The sequence below is a fragment of the Humibacter ginsengiterrae genome (assembly GCF_054780115.1).
The window spans coordinates 91,012-117,313 of the sequence record NZ_BAAGWY010000006.1; the positions used below are offsets into that span (position 1 = coordinate 91,012).

Here is a 26,302-nt window from a genome sequence, read left to right on the forward strand (position 1 = left end):
CGACCCGCAAAGAGTGGCAGTCCCAGGGCCGGCTCCGTGCCGTGACTGTCGGCTACTCGGCGACGCCGAGGATCGCGGAGGCGAGCAGTCGGTCGGCGGAAGGGCCGGCGGCGATGCGGTACCGGCCGGGCTGCACCCGGAGCGCGCCGGCGTGCAGCCAGTCCGTCGGAGCTCCTGGCAGCCGGAGCGCGTCATCCCACACGGCGAGGCGTTCCAGCGAGAACTCGAGCTCGATGGAACGACGCTCGCCCGGCGCCAGCCGAACCCGCTTGTACGCGACGAGGATGCGCAGCGGCGCCGCGATCGGCAGCCCTGCCGGAGGCAGCGCGTAGAGCTGCACGAGCTCCTCCGCGTCGCGTTCCCCCGTGTTGCGCACGGCGACCACGGCCCGAACGAGCGTCGCGTCGTCCGCCGGTTCGAACGCCGCATGGCGCTGCGTGGGTGCCGGTGCCGCCGCCGAGGGAGTGATCAGGCCGACCGCCTCGTATCCGACGCTCGAGTACGTGCATCCGTGCCCGAACGCGAAGGCGTACGGCTCCGGCTGGTGCCGGTACGTCGCCTGCTGCCGTGCGGTGTCGTAGTCGAAGAGGTCGCCCGCCTGCTCCGGATGCGCCGGCCACGACTGGGCGAGGCGGCCGCGCGGCTCTCGGTCGCCGGAGAGCACGTCGGCGAGGCCGCGCCCGAGCTCCTGGCCGCCGTGGCTCGACCACACCACGGTGGCGGCACCCGCAACCCCGCGCGGCAGCACGTACGGGTAGCTGGAGATCACGGTGAGCACGGCGCGCTCGTTCGCGGCTCGCGCCACCCGGTAGAGCTCGGCCTGCGACTCGGGCAGCCAGAGGTGCGGTCGGTCCTGCGTCTCGCGTCCCGAGAGGTGCGGCTCGTTGCCGACCGCGACGAAGACGACGTCGGCGGATGCCGCGGCGCGCGCGACGGCATCCTGCCCCGCCACGAGGGTGCGGGCGGTGAACCGCTCGGCGTCGTCCACGGTCACGCCCTCGGCGACCAGCAGCCCCGAGTCGCGGAGCAGCCGCACCCAGCGGCCGGTCCCGAGGTTGAGCAGCGACCAGGATCCGTCGGCGTGCACGTGGCGACGGAAGCTCTCGTGCACCACCCACTCGCCGACCTTCTCGGCGTCGGCCCGCATCGGCCACTGGGCGCCCGTGAGCAGCCTGCCGCTCGTCGCCGAGCGGAGCGTGAGGATGCCGTCACCCCAGTCGGTCACGTCGAACCGGGCGTCCTCGCCCGCCTGCTCGGCGCTCGCGACGACCAACGCCCCGTCGGCGGATGCGACAACATACCGCCCGGTGGACGCGGACCGGAATGCGACCGTGTCCGCCCCGGTCACCACCTCGACGTGCGCGTTCGGGTATCGCTCTGCGAGGCCGCCCGCCAGTCCGAACTCGTATGGCGGCGTTCCGGAGTACCAGTCCATCAGCACCGCGTCGGCGAGCGGCCCGACGACCGCGATCGAGGTCGGCTCGGCGAGCGGCAGGATGCCTGCGTCGTTCCGCAGCACGACCACGGCGGCGCCGGCGATCTCCCGCGCCAGCTCCCGGGCGGACGGCAGGTCGAGCTGGTCGGCCGCGATCGCCCCGTAAGGGTCTGCGTCGCCGTCGAACTCGCCGGTGCGCAGCCGCAGCTCGAGCAGCCGCAGCACCGCGGCATCCACGTCGTCCATGCTGAGCCGCCCGGCCTCGAGCGCCTCGTTCACGTAGCCGATGGTCGGCGCCGCGTTCTGCTCGTTGTCGGTGAAGGAGTCCATTCCCGAGCGAAGCAGGGCGACGGTGGCCGCCACGTGCTCCGGCTGCTCGCGCTGAGCGGTGACGAGCAGGCTGGGCGCACCGGCGTCTGAAACCACGGCGATCGACTCGCGGGCCCAGTCGCGCGCCTCCGCCACGAGTTCGGGCTGCGTGTGCGCTGCGACGCCGTTCACCCGGTTGTAGGAGAGCATGATCGCACCCGCCGCTCCCGACTCGATGGGTGCGCGGAACGCCGGCAGCTCCTCCTCGTGCAGGGTGCGCAGCGACAGGTTCGACGAGGTCGTCGACCGGTCGGTCTCGTTGTTGTAGGCGAGGAAGTGCTTGAGCGTGGGCACGGTGCGCCACACCCGGTCGTGGTCGCCGCGCAGGCCCCGGGAGTAGGCCGCCCCGAAGTGCGCGGTGAGCTGCGGGTCTTCGGAGTAGCCCTCCTCGTTGCGTCCCCAGCCCGGGTGGCGCAGTGTGTTGACGACCGGCGCCCACACGTTGAGCCCCACAGACGCGTTCTCCGCGCGCTTGGCACGCACCTCGATCGAGGTGACCTCGCCCGCCTTCCTCAAGAGCTCGGTGTCCCAGGTTGCGGCCAGCCCGACCGCCTGCGGGAACGTCGTCGCGGTGCCGAGCCATGCCACGCCGTGCAACGCCTCGCATCCGGTGTGGAACGAGCGGATGCCCAGTCTCTCGATCGCCGGTGCCGCCTGGTGCAGCATGGCGATGCGTTCGTCCCGGGTGAGCCGGTTGAGAAGGTCGCGTGCGCGCTCCGCAAGGGGTGCATTCACGCAGCGGAACAGCTCGGGATCGGTCATCGGGCTTCGCCTTTCTCGGAATGACCCTGCGGCGGCGTCTGCTCGTCCAGGGTGATGGTCACTTCGCCCGCCCCGGCGGCGTGCACGGTGACTCCGCCCGCCTCCAGCGACCACGGCCGGCGGGCATCCGTGCTCGATGCTGTGATCGTGGAGCCGATCCGCTTGACGTGGAACTCGGTGCTCGGCGCACCATCGCGACCGGGCACCGTGGTGACGCCGTCGTATCCCTCGGGCAGCTCGAAGCAGCGCAGCGTCACCCCGTCGGCCCAGTCGTAGTCGGGGCGGTCATCCGTCGCCCCGAACGGCAGGACCGTACCCGGGCGCACCAGAAGCGGCAGGGAGTCGTACCCATGCTCCTCCGTGTGCCAGCGGAAGCCGTCACGCGTGGAGCCGTCGAGCAGCGAGGTCCAGGAACCCTCCGGCAGGTAGTACTCGACGGAACCGTTCGGCGTGAAGACCGGAGCCACCAGCAGTGCGTCGCCGAGCATGTACTGGCAGTCCGCGTCGTAGCCGCCGCGGTCATCCGGGAACTCGAGCACCATCGGCCGCATCATCGGCGTGCCGTCGGTGTGCGCCTGGCTCGCCGCGTGCGCGAGGTAGGGCATGAGACGCATCTTGAGCTTCGTGAACTCGCGGGCGATGTCGACCGACTCGTCGTCGAACGCCCACGGAACACGCACCGAGTCCGAGCCGTGCAGGCGCGAGTGCGAGCTGAGCAGGCCGAAGGCGAGCCACCGCTTGAACAGCCCGGGATCCGGGGTGCCCTCGAACCCGCCGATGTCGTGACTCCAGTAGCCGAAGCCCGACATCGCCAGCGATAACCCGCCGCGCAGCGACTCCGCCATCGAGGCGTACGACGAGTCCGAGTCGCCACCCCAGTGCACCGGGAACTGCTGGCATCCTGCCGTTGCGGATCGCGCGAAGACGATCGCGTCGCCTTTGCCGCGCCGTCGCTCCAACGCGCGGAAGACGGCCCCGTTGTAGAGCTTCGCGTAGTAGTTGTGCATGCGCCGAGGGTTCGACCCGTCGTGCCACACCACGTCATGTGCAGGGATGCGCTCGCCGAAGTCGGTCTTGAACGCGTCGATGCCCTGGTCCATCAGCCGTTCGAGCTTGCCGATGTACCAGTCGCTTGCGTCGGGGTTGGTGAAGTCGACCAGTCCCATTCCGGCCTGCCACAGATCCCACTGCCAGACGCTGCCGTCCGTGCGCTTGAGCAGGTAGCCGGCCTCGGCCGCCTCGGCGAAGAGCGCCGATCGCTGCGCGATGTACGGGTTGATCCACGCCGAGATGTGCAGGCCCTTCTCGTGCAGCCGCTTCAGCTGACCCTCCGGGTCGGGGAAGTAGCGCGCATCCCACTCGAAGTCGGTCCACTGGAACTCGCGCATCCAGAAGCAGTCGTAGTGGAAGACGCTCAGCGGGATGTCCCGCTCGGCCATCCCGTCCACGAACGCATTGACCGACTGCTCGTCGTAGCTGGCCGTGAACGATGTGGTGAGCCACAGCCCGAACGACCAGGCGGGCACCTCCGCGGGCCGACCGGTCAGCGCCGTGTAGCGACGCAGGACATCCTTCGGCGTTGGGCCGGCGATCACGTAGTAGTCGAGCGACTCGCCGCCCACCGAGAACTGCACTCGCGAGTTGACCTCGCTGCCCACCTCGAACGACACGTTGCCCGGGTCGTCGACGAACACCCCGTAACCCCGGCTCGTGAGATAGAACGGGATGTTCTTGTACGCCTGCTCGCTCGCGGTACCGCCGTCGGCGTTCCAGGTGTCGACGACCTGCCCGTTCTTGATGAACGCGCCGAACCGCTCTCCCAGACCGTAGACGCGCTCGCCCGGCTCGATGGACAGCTGCTGGTGCACCCAGGTGCCGGCGGCATCCCCGTCGGCACTGATGTGGCCGACCGACCGGGGCAGCGAGCTCGTGATCCGCTCCCCCGCATGCTCGAAGTCGAACCGCCACGGCCCGCTCAGTGGCACACGAACGCTGAGATCGCCGGAGACCAGCACGCCGCCATCGTCGTCGATCGAAACCGAGGGGCTGAAGGATGCATCCGCAAACGTCTCGAAGTCCGGCCCGTGATGCACGGCGCCCGCGTGCCGCTCGACGCGCACTTTGATGACCCCGGCCATCGGCGACGAGAAGGTGAGCGTCAGCATTGCGAGGTTGAGCGTGTCCCCGCGCTGGCGGATCGGCTTCGTGGGCGCGTAGACGGTCATCGTTCCCGCGTCGGGATCGGCGCGGATATCGTCGACCTCGACGGCGTACAACGGCTTGAGTCCCGGCCTGGTGAGCCAGAATCCATCGGTGAATTTCACGTAGTGCGCCCTTCGATCAGCACCAGGGCCGTTCCTGGCGCGAGCGCCGCGGCATGGTCTATTCGTTCGTTCGTCATCAGGTCGAGCAGGGTCGCGGGCAGCTCCAGTTCGGCGGTGTCGCGACCGTGGTTGAGCAGGAAGAGGGCGGGCCCGCGGCGCACGGCCTCGAGCCCCTCTGGCAGCTGCCGGCCGGGCGTCAGTCGCTCGCCGAGCGCGTTCTCGATGCCGGCCGCGTGCAACGCCGTCTCCAGCAGCGCGGCGAGCAATCCGTCGGACACGACCGCGCCGAGGTACCAGACGACCCCGTCGCCGTATCGGTTGCGCGTCACCGCTGGATGCCCCGCAAGCGGTCCGTCGCCGAACGTCGCCAGCACGTCGGCGCCGTCGGATCGAAGCCGTTCACCGAGAACGCTCGCCGAGTGCTCCCCGGCTGGTGCGGCATCCCATCCTGGATCGACGACGAGTGGTGTCGGCTCGTCGGGCAGTGCCATCCATTCCTCACCGCTCACGCCCACAAGGTCGCGCAGCAGCACGGGGAACCGGCCCTGCAGGATGCCCGCGTTCGCGTCGGCCACACCGCTGAACGGTCCGACGACGACGTGCGCGCCGCGTGATGCGGCGTCGCTTAGGCCGGCAGCGGCATCCGGTTCGAGCAGGTAGCTGTGCGGGACGAGAATCACGTCGTATCCGTGCAGGTCGCTGCCCGGGCGCACGACGTCGGCCGCCACACCCTGACGCCACAGCATCCGGTGCCAGCGTCGCAGCTGCTCGAGCGTGCTGTACCGCTCGGTCGGCCGTGCCGGCTCCTCCGCAGCCCACCACGACGGCCAGTCGAAGAGGATGCCGACGCGGGCATCCACCCGCTCGCCGGCGATCGAGCCGAGCCGCCCGAGATCCGCGCCCAGCCTTTCGGCACCGCGGAACACCTCGGTCTCGGCACCGGCGTGCGGCAGCAGCGCCGAGTGGAACCGCTCTGGCCCGGTGCGCGCCTGCCGCCACTGGAAGAAGCACACGCCGTCGGCGCCGCGCGCGACGGCCTGCAGGGAGTTCAGCCGCGCCTCGGCAGCAGACCTCGGCAGGTTGTGCTCGCGCCACGAGACAGCGCCGATCGCCTGCTCCATGAGCAGCCATTGCCTGCCGCCTCCGAGCGAGCGCATCAGGTTCTGCGTGAGAGCGATGTCGCTTGCCGCGTGCGGCGAGCCGGGCTCGGGATACTGGTCGTCCGCGATCACGTCGACCTCGCCCGCCCAGGACCAGTAGTCCACGTGCGGGAAGAAGCCCATGAAGTTCGTCGTGATCGGCTGCGTCGCCCCCGCCTCGCGGATCGCGTCGCGCTGCTCGCGGAAGCACGCCAGCAACTGGTCGGAGGAGTACCGCCGGAAGTCGAGCGACTGTGCCGGGTTGATCAGGTACGGCGCCGCGCGAGGTGGAAGCACCTCGTCGAACGACCCGTACCCCTGTGACCACACGGAGGTGCCCCACGCCGCGTTCAGCTCCTCGATCGAGCCGTATCTGCGCTCCAGCCAGGCGCGGAACTCGCGCGCAGCCTCGTCGCCGTGGTCGAGCTCCCCATACTCGTTGCCCACGTGCCACAGCCGAACGGCCGGGTGCTGCGCGTACCGGCGTGCGAGGTCACCGGCGATCGCGCGCGCGTGCTGGCGGTACACGACGGATGCCGGCGAGTAGTGGTTACGCGACCCCGCTCCGAGGCGCACCCCGTCTCGAGTCACGGGCAGCGTCTCCGGATACCGGATGCCCAGCCAGGGCGGCGGGGATGCGGTCGGCGTCGCGAGATCCACCGCGATCCCGCTGCCGTGCAACAGGTCGAGCACCTCGTCGAGCCACTCGAACCGGCGCTCGCCCGGTGCCGGTTCGATCGTCGACCAGCTGAACACCCCGACGGTGACCAGGTTGACCCCTGCCCTCACCATCAGCTCGACGTCTTCGGCCCACGTCTTGCGGGGCCACTGCTCGGGGTTGTAGTCGCCGCCGAACCAGATACGGCGTTCGCTTCCGAGGGTTGCACGATCGGCGCCGGGCAGCCGACTCGTCTCGGGAGTCCGTCCGGGCACACGTTCTGCCACATCGTCGAAGCGCTTCACCACTGCGACCTTATAAGATGCAGGCGAGCTGTGTCCACGCGCCGTCGAAACGCTGCGCACCCGTTTCGCAAGAGGGCACGATTCGGAAAGGCAGGAAGACCGATGGTCACGATCGCAGACGTCGCCGAGGAAGCCGGCGTCTCCATCTCGACCGTGTCGTACGTGATGAGCGGCAAGCGCACGATCTCGCCCGAGACGCGCCGACGTGTGGAACGCGCCATCGCGTCTCTCGGCTTCAGCCCGCATGCCGGCGCCCGCTCGCTGGCATCCCGCTCCACGAGCGTCATCGGCCTGCAGATTCCACTGCGCACCGGCGTCGACGTGCACGTGGTCATGGAGGTGGTGACCGGCGTGGTCGCACGTGCGCGCACGCACGGATACGACATCCTGCTGCTCACCAGCGACGACCCGAGGGGCATGGAGCGCGCCGCGAAGGGTTCGATGGTGGATGCCCTGCTCGTCATGGACATCGAGTCCGACGACCCGCGCATCGGCATCCTCTCGCACCTCGAACAGCCGAGCGTGCTCATCGGGCTCCCCGAGGGCCGGCGCACCATCCCGTGTGTCGACTTCGACTTCGAAGAGGCCGGATGGCTCGCCGTCGACCGCCTGAAGGCACAAGGACACCGCCGGGTGGCGCTGATCGGCTCGCCGGCCGAGGTCATGGCGAGGCACACCGCATACGCCGACCGGCTGGCCCGCGGGTTCCTTGCGGCCTGCGCCGCCTCGGGCATGACGGGAAGCATCCATCCGTGCCCGAGCAACGCAGAGGCAGCCGATGTCGTCGACGCGGTCATGGCCGAGGATCCGCAGATCACCGGATTCTTCGTGCACAACGAAGGTGCGCTCCCGCACGTGTATGCGCGGCTCGTCGAGACGGGCAAGCACGCGGCGAGCGCGCCTTCGCTCGTGGCGTTGTGCCCTGAGGACGTGGCACTCTCCGTGCCCGGACCGGTGGACAGCATCGCGATCCCTGCAGAAGCGATGGGGGCTGCGGCAGCAGACGTCATCTGCGAGCTGATCGACGGTGGCACGCCGCCCGGCGTGCGCCTGATCGCTCCCGCGCTCACGGTGCGCACGGCGCCCGACAAGCCCGCTAAGCCGAAGCGCCGCGCCGCCTCATGAGGATCGATCCCGACAGCAAGACGATGCAGGGCGCTTCGACGTTCGTGTCGTTCATCGTGCTGAACGTCTTGTTCATCATCACGTGCATCCCGATCGTCACGATCGGAATGGCCACGAGCGCGCTGTTCGAGGTCACGCTGCGCTACTCCGACGAGGAGAGCGGGCACCTCGTGCGCGACTACCTCCGAGCGTTGAAGACGGATGCCGTCCGCGGCACGATCGTGTTCGCGTGCTTCGCCCTGCCCATGCTGGTGCTCACGTTCAGCAGCCTGTTCTGGGCGTTCAGCGGCAGCGCGATCTCCATCGCGGCCGTCGTCGTCGCGCTCATCGGCGCGCTGTACTTCTTCGCGGCGTTCCTCTATGGCTCAGCACTCGTCGGCCGCTACGAGAGCGGCTTGCGTCAGACGCTGAAGAACGCGATGCTGTTTCCGGTCGCCGAGTCGTGGCGCACGTTCGTGCTCGTGATCATCCCGGCGACCGCCGCGAGCCTGTCGGCCGTCTTCCCTGCGTTCCTGATCGTCATCGCAACGATCGGCTTCTCGGTCGGCGCGTACGCTAGCGGCTTCCTGCTGCGCGGCATCTTCGCGCGGCACTCGCAGGCATCCTGAGAATGCGAAGCGGGGCCCGGCAATACCGGACCCCGCTTCGTGCCGAGTAGTGTCAGCCGAACTTCTTCGCGACGGCGAGACGCGCCGCATTCTGCGCCTTGGCGTGCTCCATGTCGAGCTTCAGCACCTTCGCGTAACCGAGCCCGTTCACTGTGTTCTGCATGTCCTTCAGCAGCGAATCGAACTGCGACGTGCTGGTGGCCATCGCCATCTTCCAGGAGTCCGCCACGATGATCGCTTTGATCTGATTGCGCAGTGTCTGCGTCTGAGTGTCGTCGGCAGGTGCGTTGTAGCCCGACCCGGGCGCGACGATGATCTTCTTGGTGTCGCGCAGATAGTCCATTGTGGTCGCCGCGCCGTCCATGTGCGACGACCAGCTCTTGGTGAGCGGGTTGGCGACGAGCTTCTGGTAGCTCGGCCACATCTGGTAGGCGAACGAGTATCCGGTGGATGGATCCTTGTCGACGGCCGTGACCAGCGTCACGTTCAGTGCGGAGACGCCCTTCGTGAAGGTACCGGTGCCCCAGTCGGACGGCACCTGCTTCGTCGATCCACCGAGGAAGGCATCCTGCCCGAAGGCACTCAAGGCCGGCTTCTTCGCCGAGTCCAGGTCCCAGGTGAGGCCCTTCGGGCCTGCGGCCGACCCCGTTTGAGCACCATTCGCGTACACACCGTCGGTGGAGTACAGCCAGTCGATGAACGCCGCAACGCGCTCCGGATCGCTCGCCTTCGTGCCGATACCGAGGGAATAGTTGCTGCTGCCGTACACTTCCGCGCCGTAGGAGAAGATCTTCATGTCCTTCAACGGCGCGATCTCGAAGCCGCGGCCGGCGTTCATGTTGTCCGTGGTGTTGTAGGCGGGCTGGGCGAGCCATGGCCAGAACGCGAAGAGCACCTGTCCCGCCTGGTACTTCGCGTACATGGTCGAGTAGTTCTGCGTCGGCGAGTCGGGGTCGACGAGGCCCGCCTGGCTCGCCTTGCTGAAGAACTTCAGCGAGCGCACGTAATGCGAGTCGGAGTCGATGATGCTCTCATAGGAGGATCCGTCGGCGGCTGCCAGTACGAAGCCCATCTCGTCGAAGCCGTAGTAGCACGCCGGCTGCTTGGCGTTGTTCATCATGTTGCCGTCCCAGTCCTTGAACAGGGACAAGCCGTAGGTCGGCTTGCCGTTCGGTGCCTTCGGCTCCGCCTTCTGCATGTCCTGCAGCACCGGGATCAGGTCTTCGAGCGTGTCGATCCGCGGGAATCCGGCCTTCTCGTACAGGTCCCAGCGAAGGTACGGACCGAAGGTGGGCTCCGTGCTCTCGGACGACTGGGTCGGCTTGAGCTTCGACACCGAGGTGGGGTACGCGAACGTTCCCTTGTTGCCGGTGTTCGCCTTCTTCACCGCGACGTCGTACCGGGCCGCGTTCGTCATGTTCTTGTAGTAGTTCGAGGAGTCGAGCAGAAGTCCGCCCTTCAGCGCCTCGGTGAGGTGCTGGTACGACCCGAGGACCACGAGGTCGCCGAGGTCTCCAGCCGCCGACCGGGTGTTGAAAAGCGTCTCTCCGCCGCCTGCCACGTTCGGCGCGATGACGTTGAGCTTCATGTTGAACTTGTCTTCCACGAGCTTCGCGAACCATCCGGACTGCATGCCCTGATAATTGGCGAGGTCGTCGAAGACATCGATCGTGATGGGCTTCTTCCACGTCTTCGGGAAGGCGCCCGACGAGCCGCCGGACGTCGTCGAGCTGCCCTCGATCAGCGAGCACGACGACAGGGTCATCGTGGCTATCGCCCCGATGCCCGCCAGTGCCAGGAACTCTCTCCGCTTCATTGCTGCATTCCTTTCTTGGTGCGCTGTGGCGGTCGTCAACCCTTGACGGCGCCGAGCATGATGCCCTTCACGAAGAAGCGCTGGAACAGGGGATAGATGAAGATGATGGGCAGAACGACGACGACGGCGACGGTCATCTGAATGGATGTCGGTGTCTGCGATGTCGCGGAATTCGCGATCGCGCTGAGGCTGCCGCCGGCAGCGTTCTGGGCTGCCTGAGCCAGGCTGTTCGCCTGGTTGATGAACATGTAGAGCAGGTACTGCAGCGTGTACAGGCTCTGGTCGGTGATGTAGATCAGGGTGTCCTGGAACATGTTCCACTGCGCCACGGCGGAGAAGATCGCGACGGTGGCGAGGATGGGCGTCATGTTGGGCAGGTAGACGCGGAAGAAGACCTGCAGGATGTTCGCGCCATCCATCTCCGCCGCCTCCTGCATCGAGCGCGGCATCGACTCCACGAACGTCTTGACGAGGATGACGTTGAACGGCTGCACGAGGTACGGGATGACGTAGACCCAGAAGTTGTTCGTGAGCCCGAGACCCTTGATGATCAGGAACACCGGAATGAGGCCGGCGCTGAAGTACATCGTGATGACGGTGAACCGGTACCAGAACGCTCTGCCCCACATGCGTTCCTGCGTGAACATGAAACCGAGGAACGCGGAGACGAGCACGGTGCCCGCCGTGCCCAGAACCGTGCGGGCGACGCTTACCGCGGTGGCCAGCGTCAGCCCCTGGAGCTGGAACACCTGCCCGTAGTTCGAGAGGTGGAAACCGATCGGCCAGAACCGCACGTCCCCGAGCGCTGAGAGGTTGTTCGCGCTGACCGAGTTGATGATCAGGTAGTAGAAGGGGTAAGCGCAGATCACCGCGAACAGTGTGAACACGAGGTAGTTCAGCGAGCTGAAGACCTTCTCGCCCGCGGTACGCCGCGTGCGGGTCGGGCGCCCCCCGCGAGAAGAGCGAGTGCGGGAATCCGTGCCGGTGACGGCATCCGTTGCCATGGCCATGACCGTTGTCCTAGATGATCGAGGTGCCGCGCGCACGCTTGGCGATGAGGTTGACGGAGATGAGCAGAATGACCGAGATCAGGCTCTTGAGCATGCCGATCGCCGTCGCCAGCGACAGGTTGTTGCCGGTCATGCCCACGTTGTAGACGTAGAGGTCGAGCACCTGGATGTGCTGCATGTTGAACGCGTTCTGGAACACGTAGTACTGGTCCATGCCGTTGTTGAGCAGGTTCGCGACCGACAGCATCAGCAGCACGACATAGGTCGGCATCAGCTGTGGGATCGTGATGTGCCGCATGAGCTGGAACCGGCCGGCACCGTCGATCTTCGCCGACTCGTACAGGCTGGGGTCGATGCCTGTGATGGCAGCGAGGTAGATGATGGCGCCCCAGCCGAGGCCCTTCCAGAGGCTCCAGAGCAGCATCGTGAGCCACACGTGCTGGCCGGAGTCGAGGAACTTGACCGGCGTCGTGATGATTCCGGAGTCCGTGAGCACGCTGTTCACGAGCCCCGAGCTGGAGAACAGCGAGAACGCGATCATGTAGACGAGCACCCAGGAGATGAAGTTGGGAAGCGTCGTCAGCGTCTGCACCACGTTGCGGAACCACGGCGCCTTGACCTCGTTGAGGAAGACGGCGAACACAATCGGCAGGAACGAGGTGAGGATGCCCAGAAAGCTCATCGCGAGCGTGTTGGCGAGCACCTGCACGATCTGCGCCATCTGGGTGGGTGAGCTGACCAGCATCTGGAACCACTGGAGCCCCACGAACGCGCTGCCCTTGAGGCCGAGCGCCGGCTGGTAGTCGTACAGCGAGAAGATCCAGCCGTAGAGCGGCAGGTAGGAGAACACGAAAACCAGCACGAGCAACGGCGCGATGCAGAGGAACATCGTGAACGACTTCTTGCCGCCCCGGCGACGCCGATCGACTCTGGAGGACTTGGGCTCCTTACGGTGCGCGAGCTCCGATGACGCCGCTTCCTGGAGAACCGCTTGCGTGGTCACCGTACGCCTGCCTTCACCGAGGCGATCAGCGCTTCGTAGCGCCCGGACGCTTGATCCCGCTGCATCTCACTCCTTCGTGGGGGCCGTTGGGTCGACACGGGCTCCCTCGTCTGATCGAGTACGAGCGCGCGAACCGGCTCGAATTAATCGAACCGCTTCGACGACCATAGAAGATGTTCGGCCGTTCCGTCAAGGTGCACCGCATGTCACCCGTACGGGGTCGGTGACGAGTGCCCGAGGGTGCGCGTTCCTCTCGCCGAACGAGCGCGTTCGTGCGCCCGAGGGTGCGGGTTCCTCGCGCGGAAGAACGCGCACCCTCGGGGTGGGTGTGGACGCTCGGGTTATCCGAGGCGCGCGGCGGAGCCCCAGGATTGGAGCGCTTCGCGCACGTCGGCGCGGCTCTCGTCGGCGAGCGCCTGCACGTACGCATCCTCGAGCACGTCGGCGAGCAGCACGGTTCGCACCTCGGCTGCCGAACGCACCGCGGCCTCCACCATCGCGAGGCTGTAGACGTTGGAGTGCACGTCACCAGACGGCGTCACACCCGTTCGGAGCGCTTCGACGAACTCGTCCAGGGCGCCCGCGATCTCCGGCCGCCCAGCACCGGCATCCGGGTCCGGCGAGGCGGTGCCGTCCGCGTACTCGACGCGCGGCTCGCCCTCGCCGTCCCACGTCGCGCTGCCTCGCGGCCCGCTGATCCGCCAGGAGCCGTTCCACGACGTCTCGAGGCCCGTGCTGCACCAGCTGCCCGTGTAGGCGAAGCGCGTGCCACCGTCGAACACGAAGGTGGCCGCAGCGGCGGCGTCTCCCCGGTACCAGCTCCACGCCGGATTGAACGTGCGGCAATCGACGGAGACCGGATCGGCGTCGAGCAGGTAACGGGCCACGTCGAAGGCGTGGATCGCCATGTCGACCAGCAACGGATGCTCCATCTCGTCACGGAAGCCGCCGAAATGCGGCCCCTTGAAGAACTCCGTCGTGACGAACCCGACCTCGCCGAGCGATGCGACGACGGCCTTCAATCGTGCCAGTTGCGGATAGTACCGTCGGGACTGACTCGTCATCAGTAACTGCCCAGACACCTCCTCCGCGGCGATCAGCGACAGCGTCTCGGCGACGGTCGGCGCAATCGGCTTCTCGCACAGCACCGGAAGCCCGAGGAAGAGCGCCTCCGTGTTCACCGCGTGGTGCGCGGGCGGCACAGTCACATCGATGACGGCCTGCGCGCCCGATGCGGCCGCCACCTCGGCCAGCGCCGCGCCGACGACCACGTCGAGCCCGTGCTCGGTCGCGGCACGATGGGCCAGGTCGACATCGAGGTCGACGAGGCCGACGAGCGCGACGTCCGGCGATTCGCCGAGCACGCGCATCCACGCCCGCCCCATGTTCCCCGCACCGACGAGCACCACCCGCAGTGGCCCCTCGCCCGTCACGCGCGCGAAGGCGTTCATGCCGCGTCGTCCGTGTCGTTGTTGTGCAGCGCGCCCTGGTAGCCGTGCCCGTTGAAGAAGTCGCCGGACTCGTAGCGCAACAGCGTCGGCAGAGCGCGGCTCGGACGATCGGATGCCGCCCATGCGACCCCGTTCGCGATCACGCGGCGAACATCCTTGTGGTGGTAGACGGGAAAGTCCTGGTCGCCGGGGCTGAAGTAGAAGATCTTGCCGTTGCCCCGGCGGTACGTGATGCCGCTGCGGAACACCTCGCCCCCGGTGAACGAGCTGATGAAGACGATCTCGTCGGGCCGCGGCACGTCGAACTGCTCGCCGTACATCTCTTGCTGCGGGATCTCGATCGGATGCGGCACACCCTGCGCGATCGGATGCGTCGGGTCGACCGTCCACACCAGCTCGCGATCGTTCTCGCTGCGCCACCGCAGGGTGCACGTCGTGCCCATCAGCTTCTGGAAGATCTTCGACCAGTGCCCGGAGTGCAGCACGACCAGGCCCATGCCCTCGAGCACGTGCCGGTGCACGCGCTCGACGACCTCGTCGGAGACCTCGCCGTGCGCCGCATGCCCCCACCAGGTGAGCACATCCGTCTGCGCCAGCCGCTCCTCGGTGAGTCCGTGCTCCGGGTCGTCGAGCAGAGCCGTCGTGACGGAGACGCGGTCTCCCAGGTTCTCCTCGATGCCCGCCTTGATGGCGTTGTGCATGCCGTCGGGGTAGAGCTCGGCGACATGCGCTTCGACCTGCTCGTGGCGGTTCTCTCCCCAGACGACGACCCGCAGGGGGGTCGATGCGGTGGTGTCCATGTGTTTCTCCTTCATCGAATTCTCTTCTCGAGATGCGGCGCCGGGCACACCGCTGCCGACCTCTCGCCGCATCTCGTGCGACAGCTGCTCTTTCGTGCGAGTGCTACTTGATGGCGCCGCCCAATGCGCCCGCCGCGATGTACTTCTGGGCCAGGATGAGCAGCACTCCGGCGGGAATGGATGCGATCACCGCGGTAGCCATGACGGGCCCCCACGCGGACACGTTCGCCCCGATGTAGTTGTAGATGCCGAGCGTGATCGGTCGCACTGCGGGCGTACTGGTCAGTGTCAGCGCGAACAGGAAGTCGCCCCACGCCCCCAGGAACGTGAACAGCGCGGCCGTGATGATCGCGTTCTTGCTGATCGGCACGACGATCGAGAGGAACGCCCTGAAGTTGTTCGCGCCGTCCACGAGCGCGGCCTCGACAAGGCTCTGCGGGATGGATGCCATGAACGCCCGCATCAGGATGATCGCGAACGGGATCTGCGCAGCACTGTCGGCCAGGATCAGGCCGAGATACGAGTTGAGCAGTCCCCAGTCGTTGAACAGCGTGTACAGCGCGTTGGCGATCACGATGGTGGGGATCATCTGCGTGATCAGCAGCACGAAGACGAAAGCGGTCATCCCCTTCATGCGGAATCGGGCGAGGCCGTAGGCGGCTGGGGTGGCGACGACAAGCGTCAGCACCACCGTGCTCACCGCGATGATGAGGCTCGTCACCAGGTTGCCGCCCTGCTGCTGGATCGCCTGAGCGTACCCGTCGAACGTCGGGTGGAGCGGGATCCAGTCGGTGTTCGCGGCACCGGAGTTCGCCTGCAGACTGCTGTTGATCATCCAATAGACCGGGAAGACCATGATGGCCAGGAAGATGATGCCGAGCACCGTCATCGGCCACTTCGGGCGGTGGTGTCTGTGCTCGGCGCGCGTGCTGGCCGGCAGCACCATTGCCTGCGTCGCGGTCATTCGTCGACCCCCTTGCGGTTCATGTACAGATAGACCATCGCGAAGAGCAGCGATACCACGATCAGCACGTTGCTGATCGCGGCGCCTTGGCCGAACGCGAACTTCACGAACGAGTTGTGATAGGCCCAGGTGGCGAGGGTTTCGGTAGAGTTCGCCGGTCCTCCGCCGGTGAGGCCCAGGATGATGTCGACGACCTTGAGTGTGTACACCACCCCCAGCACGATGACGACGCTGACCACGGAACGGATGCTCGGCCACGTGATGTGCCAGAACGCCCGCCACCCGACGGCTCCGTCGAGCGCCGCCGCCTCGTACAGCTCCTCCGGCACGGACTGCAGGCCCGTGTAAAGGATGGTCGTGTTGAACGGGATGCCCAGCCACACGTTGACGCCGATCACGGCGATCAGCGCCAGGTCAGGGCTTACCAGCCATGGCACCGCATGGATGCCGAAGACGCCCAGGAACTGGTTCAGCGCACCGCTGCCCTGATCGAGGATCCATTTCCAGACCGCAGCGGAGGCGATCAGCGGCAACAGCCACGGCAGCAGCAGAAGCGACCGCAGGAATCCGCTCAGCGGGAAGTGTCGTTTGAAGAAGAGTGCGAGGCCCAGTCCGATGCCGAACTGCAGCACGATCGAGCCGATCGTGAACAGCGCGGTGTTGATCACGGTGGTCAGGAAGATCGGGTTGCTGAACACGGCGGCGTAGTTGGCGATCCCGACCCACGGGGCTACGCCGGTGTAGAAGGTCGCTGTCGTGTAGTCCTGCAGCGACATCAGCACGTTCTGCACGATCGGATAGCCGAAGAACACCAGCACGAAGAGGATCGCCGGCGCCACGAACAGCCATCTGGTGAGATAGCGGCCGAGGTGGTGCCGCCGCCGGGGTGCGCCGCTCGGGCGGGCCGGGGACGCGGTGCGCCGGTCGATGCCGGCCTGCGCTGAGGTCATGTCACGCTCCTTTGCGGTTCATGCGGGCGGCGGCGGTACAGACTCCGCCGCCGCCCGCATCTGACACCTACTTGTTCTGCGCCTGCGCCTGCTGGAGCGCGGCCTGCGGGCTCGCCTTGCCGGTCAGCGCCAGCTGCACCGCGGTGTAGATGGCAGTCGCGGCGGTGGGCCACTTCGGTCCCAGCTCCGCTGTGCGGGCACGTGCCGTCTTCACCGTCTGGACGAACGACTCGACCTGCGGGTGCGACTTCGCCCACGTCGCCGCCGACGCCTCATCGGCGGGCACGTTGCCCGAGATCTTCGCGATCTTCAGCTGCGTGGCCGGCTTGTTCAGGCATGCGACGAACTTGGCGGCGAGGCCCATCTTGGTCTTGTCACCGGTCTGCGGCACGTTGTAGGTCTCACCGCCGAGCGGCGAAACGACCTTTTGAGAAGTGGTGCGCGTCGGGATCGGCACGCTCGCGAAGTTGAGCCCCTTCGTGGAGTTGAGCACCGGCAGCTGCCACGGACCGTTGATCATCATCGCCGCCTTGCCCGCGACGAACTGGTTGTTGACATCCTGCTGGCTCCAGTTCACCGAGCTCTTCGACATGGAGCCGTCGTTCTGGAGGTCGACGTCGAGCTGCAACGCCTGGGCTGCTTCCGGTGTGTTGATGTTCTTCTCGTTGCCGCCGTTGGTCCAGAAGAACGGCAGGAACTGCCAGGTGCCCTCGTAGGTGTTGATGTTGCTCATGGCGAACCCGTACTGGCCCTTGCTGGCATCCGTGAGCTTGAGCGCCGCAGCCTTGAGCTCGTCCCATGTCTTGGGCGGGGTGACGCCGGCGGCTTTCAGCAAGTCGACGTTGTAGTACAACGCGATGGAGTTGATCACCGGAGCGAGGCCGTAGACCTGGCCCTTGTAGGTGCCGGCCTTGACCACGGCGGGTACGTCACCGCTCGGCACGGTGACACCGAAGTTCTTCAGCGGCGCCAGGGCTCCCGTGGCGGCGATCTGCTGCACATCGGGGTTGTCGAGCATGAGCACGTCGGGCAGCGTCTTCGACGATGCCTGCTGCAGCACCTTCTGAATCAGGGATGCGCCGGCGACGTGCACCGGGTTCACCTTGACGCCGACCTCGGTGCCGCAGTCCTTGTAGATCGAGTTGTATCCGCTCATGCTCGGGTTCGCGGAGTAATAGTCCTCGACCGTGAGGGTCTGCTTGCCGCCCGAGCCACCGGATCCCGACGAACAGGCCGCCAGCGACAGCGAGACGACGGCCGCCCCGGCGATCGTCGCGATGATGCGTGACTTCTTCACGAGTGAGCTCCTTTGCTTCTTTGAGGAAAAGGTCTTGTGTTCTTCGAAGGTCTTCGCCATCGGGGGACGGCGAGGTCAAGCGCTTGACCGGGATGCCAAAAGAAAAACCGGACGGTCTGGGAGGAACTTCCGGCAAGTGCTTTCAGGCATTCTGCGCACGATCGGCCATCAGAGTCAAGCGCTTTACCAAAATCGCCTCGCCTCGGTGCGATACTTGCCCGGAGCGCAACCAGAAGGGCGGTGGCCGTGGTCACGATGCAGCAGGTGGCGGACCACGCCAAGGTCTCGATCTCGACCGTGTCGTTCGTGGTCAACAACACCAAGCCGGTCACGCCGCAGACTCGCGAGCGGGTGCTGAGCGCCATCGAGGAGCTCGGCTACCGCCGGAATTCGATGGCGAGAGCGCTTGCCAGTCGCAAGTCGCGCGTACTCGCCTTGATCTACCCCCTGCTCGACCACCGGCATCCGCACTCGTTCGTGGATGCCGCGGCCACTGCGGCCGAGGAACGCGGCTACAGCCTCGTGCTGTGGCCGATCCATAGTGACAACGTGTCGGCCGAGATCGCCTCGCTCATCCAGGCGGGCTTCGCAGACGGCGTCATCTTGATGGAGGTGCAGATGGAAGACGAGCGGGTCAGCCACCTGCAGCGGGCCGGCGCTCCGTTCGCACTGATCGGCCGCACGAGAGAGCTCGACGGCATCGATTACGTCGACATCGACTTCGAGCGCTCCATCGAACAGGCCGTCGACGATCTCGCGTCGCTCGATCACCGCGAGATCAGCCTGATCATCGAGGATCTCAGTGGCACGCCGCTGGCCGGATACAGTCCGCCCATCCGCGCCGAGCAGGCCTTCCGCGAGGCGACTGCCGAGCGGGGAATTACCGGCACGGTGTTCCGCGTCACGCACGATCGGGCATCCATCCTCTCGATCACCGACGAGATCACCCGGCGCGCTCCAGGAGCCACAGCCGTCATCGGCATGCACGACGAGGCGACGTACGCGCTGATGAACGGGCTCCGGCATCGGGGGGTGCGGGTGCCGGGCGACATCTCGGTGGTCGGCGTCGGGAATGCCACGGCGATGTCTGCCCTCGCCGACCCTCCCCTGAGCACCTACGAAGCACCGGGCGGCGAACTCGGGCGCCTGGCGACCGACGCGCTGATCGACCGGCTCGAGGGTCGCGATGGGCCGCCGACTCAGGTACGTCTGGCCTGCACGCTCGTACCCGGCGCCTCGGTAGGCCCCGCACCGGTCGGCAGACAACCTCTCGACCCCTCGCCCACGATCTGATATGTTTGGCCGCACAACAAATCATCGACGACGCTGAAGGATGTCCTCCATGACAGTCACGCCCACCCGCGAAGACAAGTTCTCGTTCGGTCTCTGGACCATCGGCTACAACGGCACCGATCCCTTCGGCGGCCCGACCCGGCCGCCCCTCGACGTCGTCGAAGCCGTCGAGAAGCTCAGCGAGCTGGGCGCATACGGCCTGACCTTCCACGACGACGACCTGTTCGCCTTCGGATCCAGCGATGCTGAGCGCCAGAAGCAGATCGACCGCCTCAAGCAGGCGCTGGCGGACACCGGCCTGATCATCCCGATGGTCACCACCAACCTGTTCTCCGCGCCTGTGTTCAAGGACGGCGGGTTCACCTCCAACGACCGCCAGGTGCGCCGGTTCGCGATCCGCAAGGTGCTGCGGCAGCTCGAACTCGGCGTCGAGCTCGGCGCGAAGACGTTCGTCATGTGGGGCGGCCGTGAGGGCGCGGAGTACGACTCGGCCAAGAACATCCAGGCGGCGCTCGCCCGCTACAAGGAGGCCGTCGACTTCCTCGGCGACCACGTGCTGTCGCAGGGCTGGGACATCCGGTTCGCGATCGAGCCGAAGCCGAACGAGCCGCGCGGCGACATCCTGCTGCCCACGGTCGGCCACGCACTCGCGTTCATCGACTCGCTGGAGCACCCGGAGCTCGTCGGCCTCAACCCCGAGGTGGGCCACGAGACGATGGCCGGCCTGAACTTCGCCGCCGGAGTCGCCCAGGCGCTGTACCACGGCAAGCTGTTCCACATCGACCTGAACGGGCAGCGCTCGATCAAGTACGACCAGGATCTCGTGTTCGGCCACGGTGACCTGCACAACGCCTTCGCCCTCGTCGACCTGCTCGAGAACGGCGGCCCCAATGGCGGCCCCGCGTACAACGGTCCCCGGCACTTCGACTACAAGCCGAGCCGCACCGAGGACTTCAGCGGCGTGTGGGACTCGGCCAAGGCGAACATGGCCACGTACCTGCTGCTCAAGGAGCGCGCAGCGGCCTTCCGCGCCGACCCCGAGGTGCAGGAGGCGCTCGCCGCGGCGAAGGTGGCCGAGCTCGAGCAGCCGACGCTGAACGACGGCGAGACCGTGGCCGCACTGACGGCCGACCGCAGCGCGTACGAGGACTTCGACACCGACGCGTACTTCGGCGGCAAGGGCTTCGGGTTCGTGCGCCTGCAGCAGCTGGCGACCGAGCACCTGCTCGGCGCGCGCTGAGCTGCACCGAAACCTCACTTCGCATCGGCGCATCCCGGCCACTCCGCGGGATGCGCCGACGGGCCAGACCGCGAGACTAGGTGTTCGCGATGAGACTAGGTGCACAGCGCCCGGTCTCGGCCTGAACACCTAGTCTCGCTTCAAGTCGGCGGGCCAAACCCGACCCTCAGCCGTAAGGATCAACCCATGACACTGATCGCGGGCGTCGACTCCTCGACGCAGAGCTGCAAGGTCGTGATCCGCGACCTCGAGACCGGGGCGCTCGTGCGCTCGGGCCGAGCGTCGCATCCGGACGGCACCGAGGTCGACCCGGCAGCGTGGTGGTCGGCGCTGGGCGCGGCGATCGCGGATGCCGGCGGACTCGACGACGTCGCCGCGATCTCGATCGGCGGCCAGCAGCACGGCATGGTGGTACTGGATGCCGAGGGTCGCGTCATCCGCAACGCACTGCTCTGGAACGACACCCGCAGCGCCGGTGCCGCGGCCGCGCTGACAGACGAAGTGGGCGCAGCGGAGTACGCGCGGCGCGCTGGATCGGTGCCGGTGGCATCCTTCACGGCGACGAAGCTGCGCTGGCTGCGCGATGCCGAGCCCGAGAACGCGGCGCGCGTCGCGGCGGTCGCGTTGCCGCACGACTGGCTCACCTGGCGTCTGCTCGGATACGGGCCGGCAGACGAGTCACCGCTCGGCCCGCAGCTCGACGCCCTCGTTACCGACCGGTCGGATGCGTCGGGAACCGCGTACTGGTCACCCTCCGCGGAGGACTACGACCTCGGCCTCTTCGAGACGGCACTGGGCCGACCGGGTCGGGCGGCCACCGGTGTCTCCTCCGACGGATTCGCAGGTACACCGGGCGCACCGTCGGGCAGCGAGATCTCGCCTGACGACTCGTCCGCCGGCGGCGCGGCGGGCGGGCCGGTCGTCTTGCCGCGCGTGCTCGGTCCCGGCGATTCGGCGGGCATGACCGCTGAGCAGCACGACGTTGTCGCCGTGCGCGCCGGTCTCGTGGTGGGTCCGGGCGCGGGGGACAACGCCGGGGCGGCGCTCGGACTGGGGGCTGCATCGGGTGATGTGGTCGTCTCGCTCGGCACGAGCGGCACGGTGTTTGCGGTGACCGATGTATCGACACCCGACCCGAGCGGGTCGGTCGCCGGGTTCGCGGATGCCTCCGGCCGCTTCCTGCCGCTCGTCGCCACTCTGAACGCTGCCCGCGTGCTCGGCACCGTCGCCGACCTGCTCGACGTGGACTTCGAGGAGTTCGCAGACCTCGCCCTTCGAGCACCGGCCGGTGCAGAGGGCGTCGTGCTCGTCCCGTACTTCGAAGGAGAGCGCACGCCGAACCTCCCAGATGCGAAGGCGAGCATTCACGGGCTGTCGATCGCTTCGAGCCGTCGGGAGAACCTGGCGCGTGCCGCCGTGGAGGGCATGCTCAGCGGGCTCGCCGCCGGGCTGGATGCCGTGCGCGCGGTCGGTGTGCGCGAGCAGCGTCTGCTGCTGGTCGGCGGCGCCGCCCTCAACCCCGCAGTGCAGGTCGTGGCGTCGCAGGTATTCGACGCACCGGTCGTCGTTCCCGCGCCCGGAGAATACGTGGCGAACGGAGCCGCCGTGCAGGCGGCGTGGGTGCTCACGGGCACGCGGCCGGAGTGGCCTCTCGAGGTGGTGGCCGAGCCGACGCCGGACTTCCGGCCGGTCATCCGGGAGCAGTACGAGCGCTACGCCGGCAACGTGCAGGCCTAGGCCTCCGCCAGCTCGAGCATCCGCTCCAAGTAGTCGTCGGGCGTGGTGTCGTCGATGATGCGGCCACCTGCTACCACCAGCACGCGTTGCACCCAGTGCAGCGACTGCGGCCGATGCGTGACCACGAGGGTGGTTCGGCCCTTCGCAATGAGTCGCATGGCCCGGTCGACACGGCGCTCGCTGGAGAGGTCGAGGTTGGACGTCGCCTCGTCGAGGATCAGGATCCTCGGGTCGACGATGAGCGCCCTGGCCAGGCAGATCAGCTGACGCTGACCGTTGGACAGCGAGCGCCCGCGTTCTGTCACGATCTCGTGATAGCCACCGGGCAGGCGTGAGATGAACTCGTGTGCGCCCACGATGCGGGCGGCGGCCTCGACTTCCGCATCGCTGGCATCGGGAACCGCGTAGGCGATGTTGTCGCGCACAGACCGCGTGAACAGGAACGGCTCCTGCGGCACATAGCCGAGCCGATGCCGGTAGGCGGCCGAGTCGAGGGTCTCGAGGTCGCGACCGTCGACGAGAATCCGCCCCTCCGTCGGGTCGTAGAACCGGGTAACCAGCTTGATGGTCGTCGACTTTCCGGCACCCGTCTGGCCGACGAACGCCACCCGCTGCCCGGCGGGGATGTGGAGGTCCACCCAGCTCAGGGCATCCGTCCTCGTTCCCGCGTACCGCAGCCGGACGCCTTCGAGGCGGATGTCGCCGAGGAGTCGGTCGACCGGCCGCGCATCCGCAGCCTCGGGCGTCGACGATGGCAGGGCGAGCAGCTCCCGGATGCGCACGAGTCCCGCCCTGGCGCGCTGATAGGCGTCGAACACCGTCGACATCTGCTGCACGGGCGCGAACACCTGGGCCAGATAGAGCAGGAACGCGAGCAGCGTGCCGATGCCCAGCCCGCCCATGGAGATGAGCAGGAACCCGACACCGAGCACGGCGACCGTCGCTGCGGTGGAGAGGAACTCGACGGATGCCACGTAAAGAGCGTTCGCGAACGCACTGCGCTGCGCCCACCAGATGAACTGGCGCCCAAGGGCGGCGAAGTCGGCGAGGTTGCGGCCCTCCCTGCGGTACGCCTGGGTGACCCGGATGCCCGCCATCGACTCTGCGAGGTTGGTGTTCAGCATCGATGCCCGCTCGCGCAGTTCGTCGTACGCGACCGACGCGATGCGCCGGTACCACCACGTGACCAGCGCGGCCAGCGGGATGACGCACAACACGACGAGCGCGAGCCGCCAGTCGAGCACCGTGACCACCACGGACATACCGGCGAAGGTGAGCACGGCCATGACCAGGTTGATCACGCCGGTCTGGAACAGCTGCCCGATCGAGTCGATGTCGGACGTCATCCTGGTCATGATGCGCCCGGTCTGGGTGCGGTCGTAGAAGTCGATGCCCAGCCGCTGCAACTGCCCGTACACGCGGGTGCGCATGGCGAGAAGCAGCCGCTCCGACGTGCGTTGCGTCCACAACTGCGCGTTCTTCTGGTCGAAGAACAGGGCGACGGTCAACAACACGGCGATGCCGAACACCACGAGCAGCGCGGGCACGGACCTGCCGAGCATGCCGGAGTCGACGCCCTGCCTGATGACCAGCGGGTTGACGAGTCCGATGAGCACCTGAATCACGACGAACACGAGGCCGATCGCGAACCCCTTGCTGTATGGCCGCAGGAATCGGGCAAGCCGGAACGGTTCCCGATTGTCCGCCTCGGCGGCCATGTCGACACCCGGCCTGTCGTCGAACTCCGGCAGCGCAGCGATGCGGGCCTGCACGGCCGGTGACGTGCTGAGATCCAGCAGACCGGGAGTGGACGGACGCGACGGATGCCACGCCGCCTCCGTCGCCTGGAACTCACCGGAGCGCGCCTGGCCGAGCAGCGCGCCCGCGTTCGGGTCGTCGTCAGAGGCGAGGTCGCCGAACAGTTCGCGGTAGAGCGGACTGCGTTCGAAGAGCTCGTCGTGGGTTCCGGTGTCGACCAGGCGGCCGGCATCCATCAGCACCACGCGATCGGCCATGAGCACCGTGGATTCCCGGTAGGCGATGATGATCGTCGTTCGCGTCTCGAGGAACGGGCCGAGGTTGGCGTGGATCTCGCGCTCGACGCTCACGTCGACCGAGCTGGTCGCATCGTCGAGCAGCAGGATCTCGGGATCGGTCAGGATGGCCCGCGCGAGCGCGACGCGTTGCCGCTGACCGCCGGAGAGTGTCATGCCCTGCTCGCCGATGACCGTGTCGTAGCCGTCGGGTGTCTCCATGATGAAGTCGTGCGCCATAGCGGCGCGGGCGGCACGACGGATGTCGTCGGGCGTGGCATCCGGAGCACCGTAGGAGATGTTCGCCGCGATCGTGTCGGAGAACAGGAAGCTGTTCTCGAACACCACGCCGACACGCGACCGCAGCTCGGCGATGGGCTGGTCGCGCACGTCAACGCCGCCCACACGCACGCTCCCGCCCTGCACGTCGTAGAACCGCGGGATGAGATGGATGAGCGTCGACTTGCCCGACCCGATCGTGCCGACCAGTGCCACGGACTCGCGCGGCCTCACGCGCATGCTGAAGCCGTCGAGCACTGCACGATCGTCATCGCCGTCATAGCGGAACTCGACGTCGTCGAAGACGATATCGCCGTCGGATCGCTCGGGTGAGATCGGCTCTTCGGCCTCTGGCATGGTCGGCCGCAGGTCGAGCACCTGCCCGATCCGCTCGATCGCAGCCTGACATTGCGGCAGGTTGCTGAGCACCATGCCCGCGGTCTGTGCAGATCCCGCGAGTCCCGTGAGATAACCGGTGAAGGCCAGGAACACGCCCACCTGGATGTCGCCCATCAGCACGAAGACGCCGCCGACCAGCAGGATCACGGCGATACCCAGTTGCGGGCCCGTCGCGAGGGAAGCCGAGAACGGGGCGCGCAGGCGCACCGCTCGAACCCGCGCGTGGAACATGTCCCGAAGCGCCGCGTGGAGGCGGCCGCTCTCCTGCGCCTCCTGCCCGAACCCACGCACCACCCGCACCCCCGTCATGGATTCCTCCACCTGGGTGGTCATGTCGGCCTCGAGCTGCTGCGCCTGCCATCCTGCGGCGTGGGCGTTGCGGCGCATGCGCTGCGTGACGACGAAGACGCCCGCGATGATCGCCACGACGATCACGGCGAGGACGGGCGAAAGACTGATCATCACGACAACGGAGACGAGCGCGCCGGACACCGTCGCAACCAGCTGCGGGATCCACCCGATGAGGATCTGCACCCACAGCAGGTCGGAACTGGCGCGCGATACCAGCTGGCCGCTCTGCAACTGCGAATGACCGGCGAAGTCGAGCTTCTGCAGGGCGTCGTACATGCTATTGCGCATGTCGTATTGCACGACGTATGACGCCTTCGCTCCGAGGTAGCGCCAGGAAAGCGACAGGCCGAGAACCACGATCCCGACGGCCGCCATCACGATGAGCCACGGCACGACGGGCACGTTGTGGCTCACTATCGCGTCGTCCACGATGACCTGCTGGATCCACGGCAGCATCGAGACGAGGACCGCGTACACCCCGGCGAGGCCCATCGCCGTCCCCACGATCCCCTTGTGCCTGAGGAGCAGCGGCAGGATGCGCCGGCGCCACTCCGCCCCCGCCGAACGGTCGCCGGCGCTGCGCCTCACCCCCGACGCTGGTCCGTCTGCGGCTCCGGAGCGGGGTGGCGTGGGCACCGGTCGGCCCGTGCCGGGCGACACCGATCGTCGTTCGTCGACGGCCCGACCGTCGTCGAGCGAGCGGTGGATGATGTCCGCCGTGCGTTTTGCAGTGCGGCGTCGCACTGAACGTCTCGGCGCGACGGTGGGGATCTCACGTGTGGACGGAGACAAGAGCACTCCCATGGCGAGTGGATCACGGGCGCGGCAAGGACAGCCGCGCAGAACAGAGGTGATGAGATATGAGCCGGGACGAGGCTCCGGCTCGGGACGAAGGATCAGCGGCGACGCAAAGGGTCGCCTATCGGCGATCCGTGCCGCATATCGGAAGATCGC

Annotated in this window: 17 protein-coding genes; 5 read left to right on the forward strand and 12 right to left on the reverse strand. The window is 67.4% G+C overall.

Going from position 1 to position 26,302, the window contains the following annotated elements; translation table 11 throughout:
- Window positions 1-52 precede the first annotated feature (52 nt).
- Genes ACYVII_RS09265 through ACYVII_RS09275 form a run of 3 tightly spaced genes read right to left on the reverse strand, consistent with a single transcriptional unit; the run spans window position 53 to window position 6,992 of the window.
- Window positions 53-2,566, reverse strand: coding sequence for a glycoside hydrolase family 3 C-terminal domain-containing protein (locus ACYVII_RS09265; RefSeq protein ID WP_460534186.1), 2,514 nt, complete (start codon window positions 2,564-2,566; stop codon window positions 53-55).
- The gene (gene yicI, locus ACYVII_RS09270; protein WP_460534188.1) at window positions 2,563-4,890 is read right to left on the reverse strand and encodes an alpha-xylosidase; all 2,328 of its coding nucleotides are present in this window, start codon (window positions 4,888-4,890) and stop codon (window positions 2,563-2,565) included. Before yicI ends, ACYVII_RS09265 begins: the two co-directional genes overlap by 4 nt.
- On the reverse strand, window positions 4,887-6,992 hold the full coding sequence (locus ACYVII_RS09275; protein WP_460534190.1) for a beta-galactosidase: 2,106 nt from the start codon (window positions 6,990-6,992) through the stop codon (window positions 4,887-4,889). The genes yicI and ACYVII_RS09275 overlap by 4 nt, the downstream gene beginning before the upstream one ends.
- Window positions 6,993-7,094: 102 nt before the next feature.
- Here ACYVII_RS09275 and ACYVII_RS09280 point away from each other — a divergent pair, with 102 nt between their 5' ends.
- The gene (locus tag ACYVII_RS09280; RefSeq protein ID WP_460534192.1) at window positions 7,095-8,117 is read left to right on the forward strand and encodes a LacI family DNA-binding transcriptional regulator; all 1,023 of its coding nucleotides are present in this window, start codon (window positions 7,095-7,097) and stop codon (window positions 8,115-8,117) included.
- Window positions 8,114-8,725 (forward strand): YesL family protein, encoded by a 612-nt coding sequence (locus tag ACYVII_RS09285; protein ID WP_460534194.1) that lies wholly within the window; start codon window positions 8,114-8,116, stop codon window positions 8,723-8,725. The genes ACYVII_RS09280 and ACYVII_RS09285 overlap by 4 nt, the downstream gene beginning before the upstream one ends.
- Before the next feature lie 52 nt (window positions 8,726-8,777).
- Here ACYVII_RS09285 and ACYVII_RS09290 read toward each other — a convergent pair whose 3' ends face one another.
- From ACYVII_RS09290 to ACYVII_RS09325, 8 genes are all read right to left on the reverse strand, one after another.
- The gene (locus tag ACYVII_RS09290) at window positions 8,778-10,541 is read right to left on the reverse strand and encodes a type 2 periplasmic-binding domain-containing protein (protein WP_460534196.1); all 1,764 of its coding nucleotides are present in this window, start codon (window positions 10,539-10,541) and stop codon (window positions 8,778-8,780) included.
- 35 nt (window positions 10,542-10,576) lie between these two features.
- A complete protein-coding gene (locus ACYVII_RS09295) occupies window positions 10,577-11,551 on the reverse strand; it encodes a carbohydrate ABC transporter permease (RefSeq protein ID WP_460534198.1) in 975 nt (324 codons plus the stop codon).
- A gap of 10 nt (window positions 11,552-11,561) precedes the next feature.
- A complete protein-coding gene (locus ACYVII_RS09300) occupies window positions 11,562-12,554 on the reverse strand; it encodes an ABC transporter permease (protein ID WP_460534200.1) in 993 nt (330 codons plus the stop codon).
- Between the two features lie 341 nt (window positions 12,555-12,895).
- Entirely contained in the window at window positions 12,896-14,005 is a 1,110-nt protein-coding gene (locus tag ACYVII_RS09305) for a Gfo/Idh/MocA family protein (protein ID WP_460534202.1), read from the reverse strand.
- Window positions 14,002-14,805, reverse strand: a complete 804-nt coding sequence (locus tag ACYVII_RS09310; RefSeq protein WP_460534204.1) for a ThuA domain-containing protein — start codon at window positions 14,803-14,805, stop codon at window positions 14,002-14,004. The genes ACYVII_RS09305 and ACYVII_RS09310 overlap by 4 nt, the downstream gene beginning before the upstream one ends.
- Before the next feature lie 103 nt (window positions 14,806-14,908).
- Window positions 14,909-15,769, reverse strand: a complete 861-nt coding sequence (locus ACYVII_RS09315; protein WP_460534206.1) for a carbohydrate ABC transporter permease — start codon at window positions 15,767-15,769, stop codon at window positions 14,909-14,911.
- On the reverse strand, window positions 15,766-16,719 hold the full coding sequence (locus ACYVII_RS09320) for a carbohydrate ABC transporter permease (RefSeq protein ID WP_460534208.1): 954 nt from the start codon (window positions 16,717-16,719) through the stop codon (window positions 15,766-15,768). The genes ACYVII_RS09315 and ACYVII_RS09320 overlap by 4 nt, the downstream gene beginning before the upstream one ends.
- Window positions 16,720-16,786: 67 nt before the next feature.
- Window positions 16,787-18,016: a sugar ABC transporter substrate-binding protein gene (locus tag ACYVII_RS09325; protein ID WP_460534210.1), complete on the reverse strand. Its 1,230-nt coding sequence runs from the start codon at window positions 18,014-18,016 to the stop codon at window positions 16,787-16,789.
- Between the two features lie 240 nt (window positions 18,017-18,256).
- On the opposite strand from ACYVII_RS09325, the gene ACYVII_RS09330 reads away from it, so the two are divergent.
- From ACYVII_RS09330 to ACYVII_RS09340, 3 genes are all read left to right on the forward strand, one after another.
- Window positions 18,257-19,309 (forward strand): LacI family DNA-binding transcriptional regulator, encoded by a 1,053-nt coding sequence (locus ACYVII_RS09330; protein WP_460534212.1) that lies wholly within the window; start codon window positions 18,257-18,259, stop codon window positions 19,307-19,309.
- Between the two features lie 49 nt (window positions 19,310-19,358).
- A complete protein-coding gene (gene xylA / locus ACYVII_RS09335; RefSeq protein WP_460534214.1) occupies window positions 19,359-20,549 on the forward strand; it encodes an apurinic/apyrimidinic endonuclease family protein in 1,191 nt (396 codons plus the stop codon).
- Window positions 20,550-20,735: 186 nt separating this feature from the next.
- A complete protein-coding gene (locus ACYVII_RS09340; RefSeq protein ID WP_460534216.1) occupies window positions 20,736-22,286 on the forward strand; it encodes a xylulokinase in 1,551 nt (516 codons plus the stop codon).
- Here the strand turns inward: ACYVII_RS09340 and ACYVII_RS09345 are convergent.
- Window positions 22,283-25,936 carry an ABC transporter ATP-binding protein gene (locus tag ACYVII_RS09345; protein WP_460534218.1) on the reverse strand — a complete coding sequence of 1,218 codons (3,654 nt, stop codon included), beginning with the start codon at window positions 25,934-25,936 and terminating at the stop codon, window positions 22,283-22,285. The genes ACYVII_RS09340 and ACYVII_RS09345 overlap by 4 nt on opposite strands.
- Window positions 25,937-26,302 lie beyond the last annotated feature (366 nt).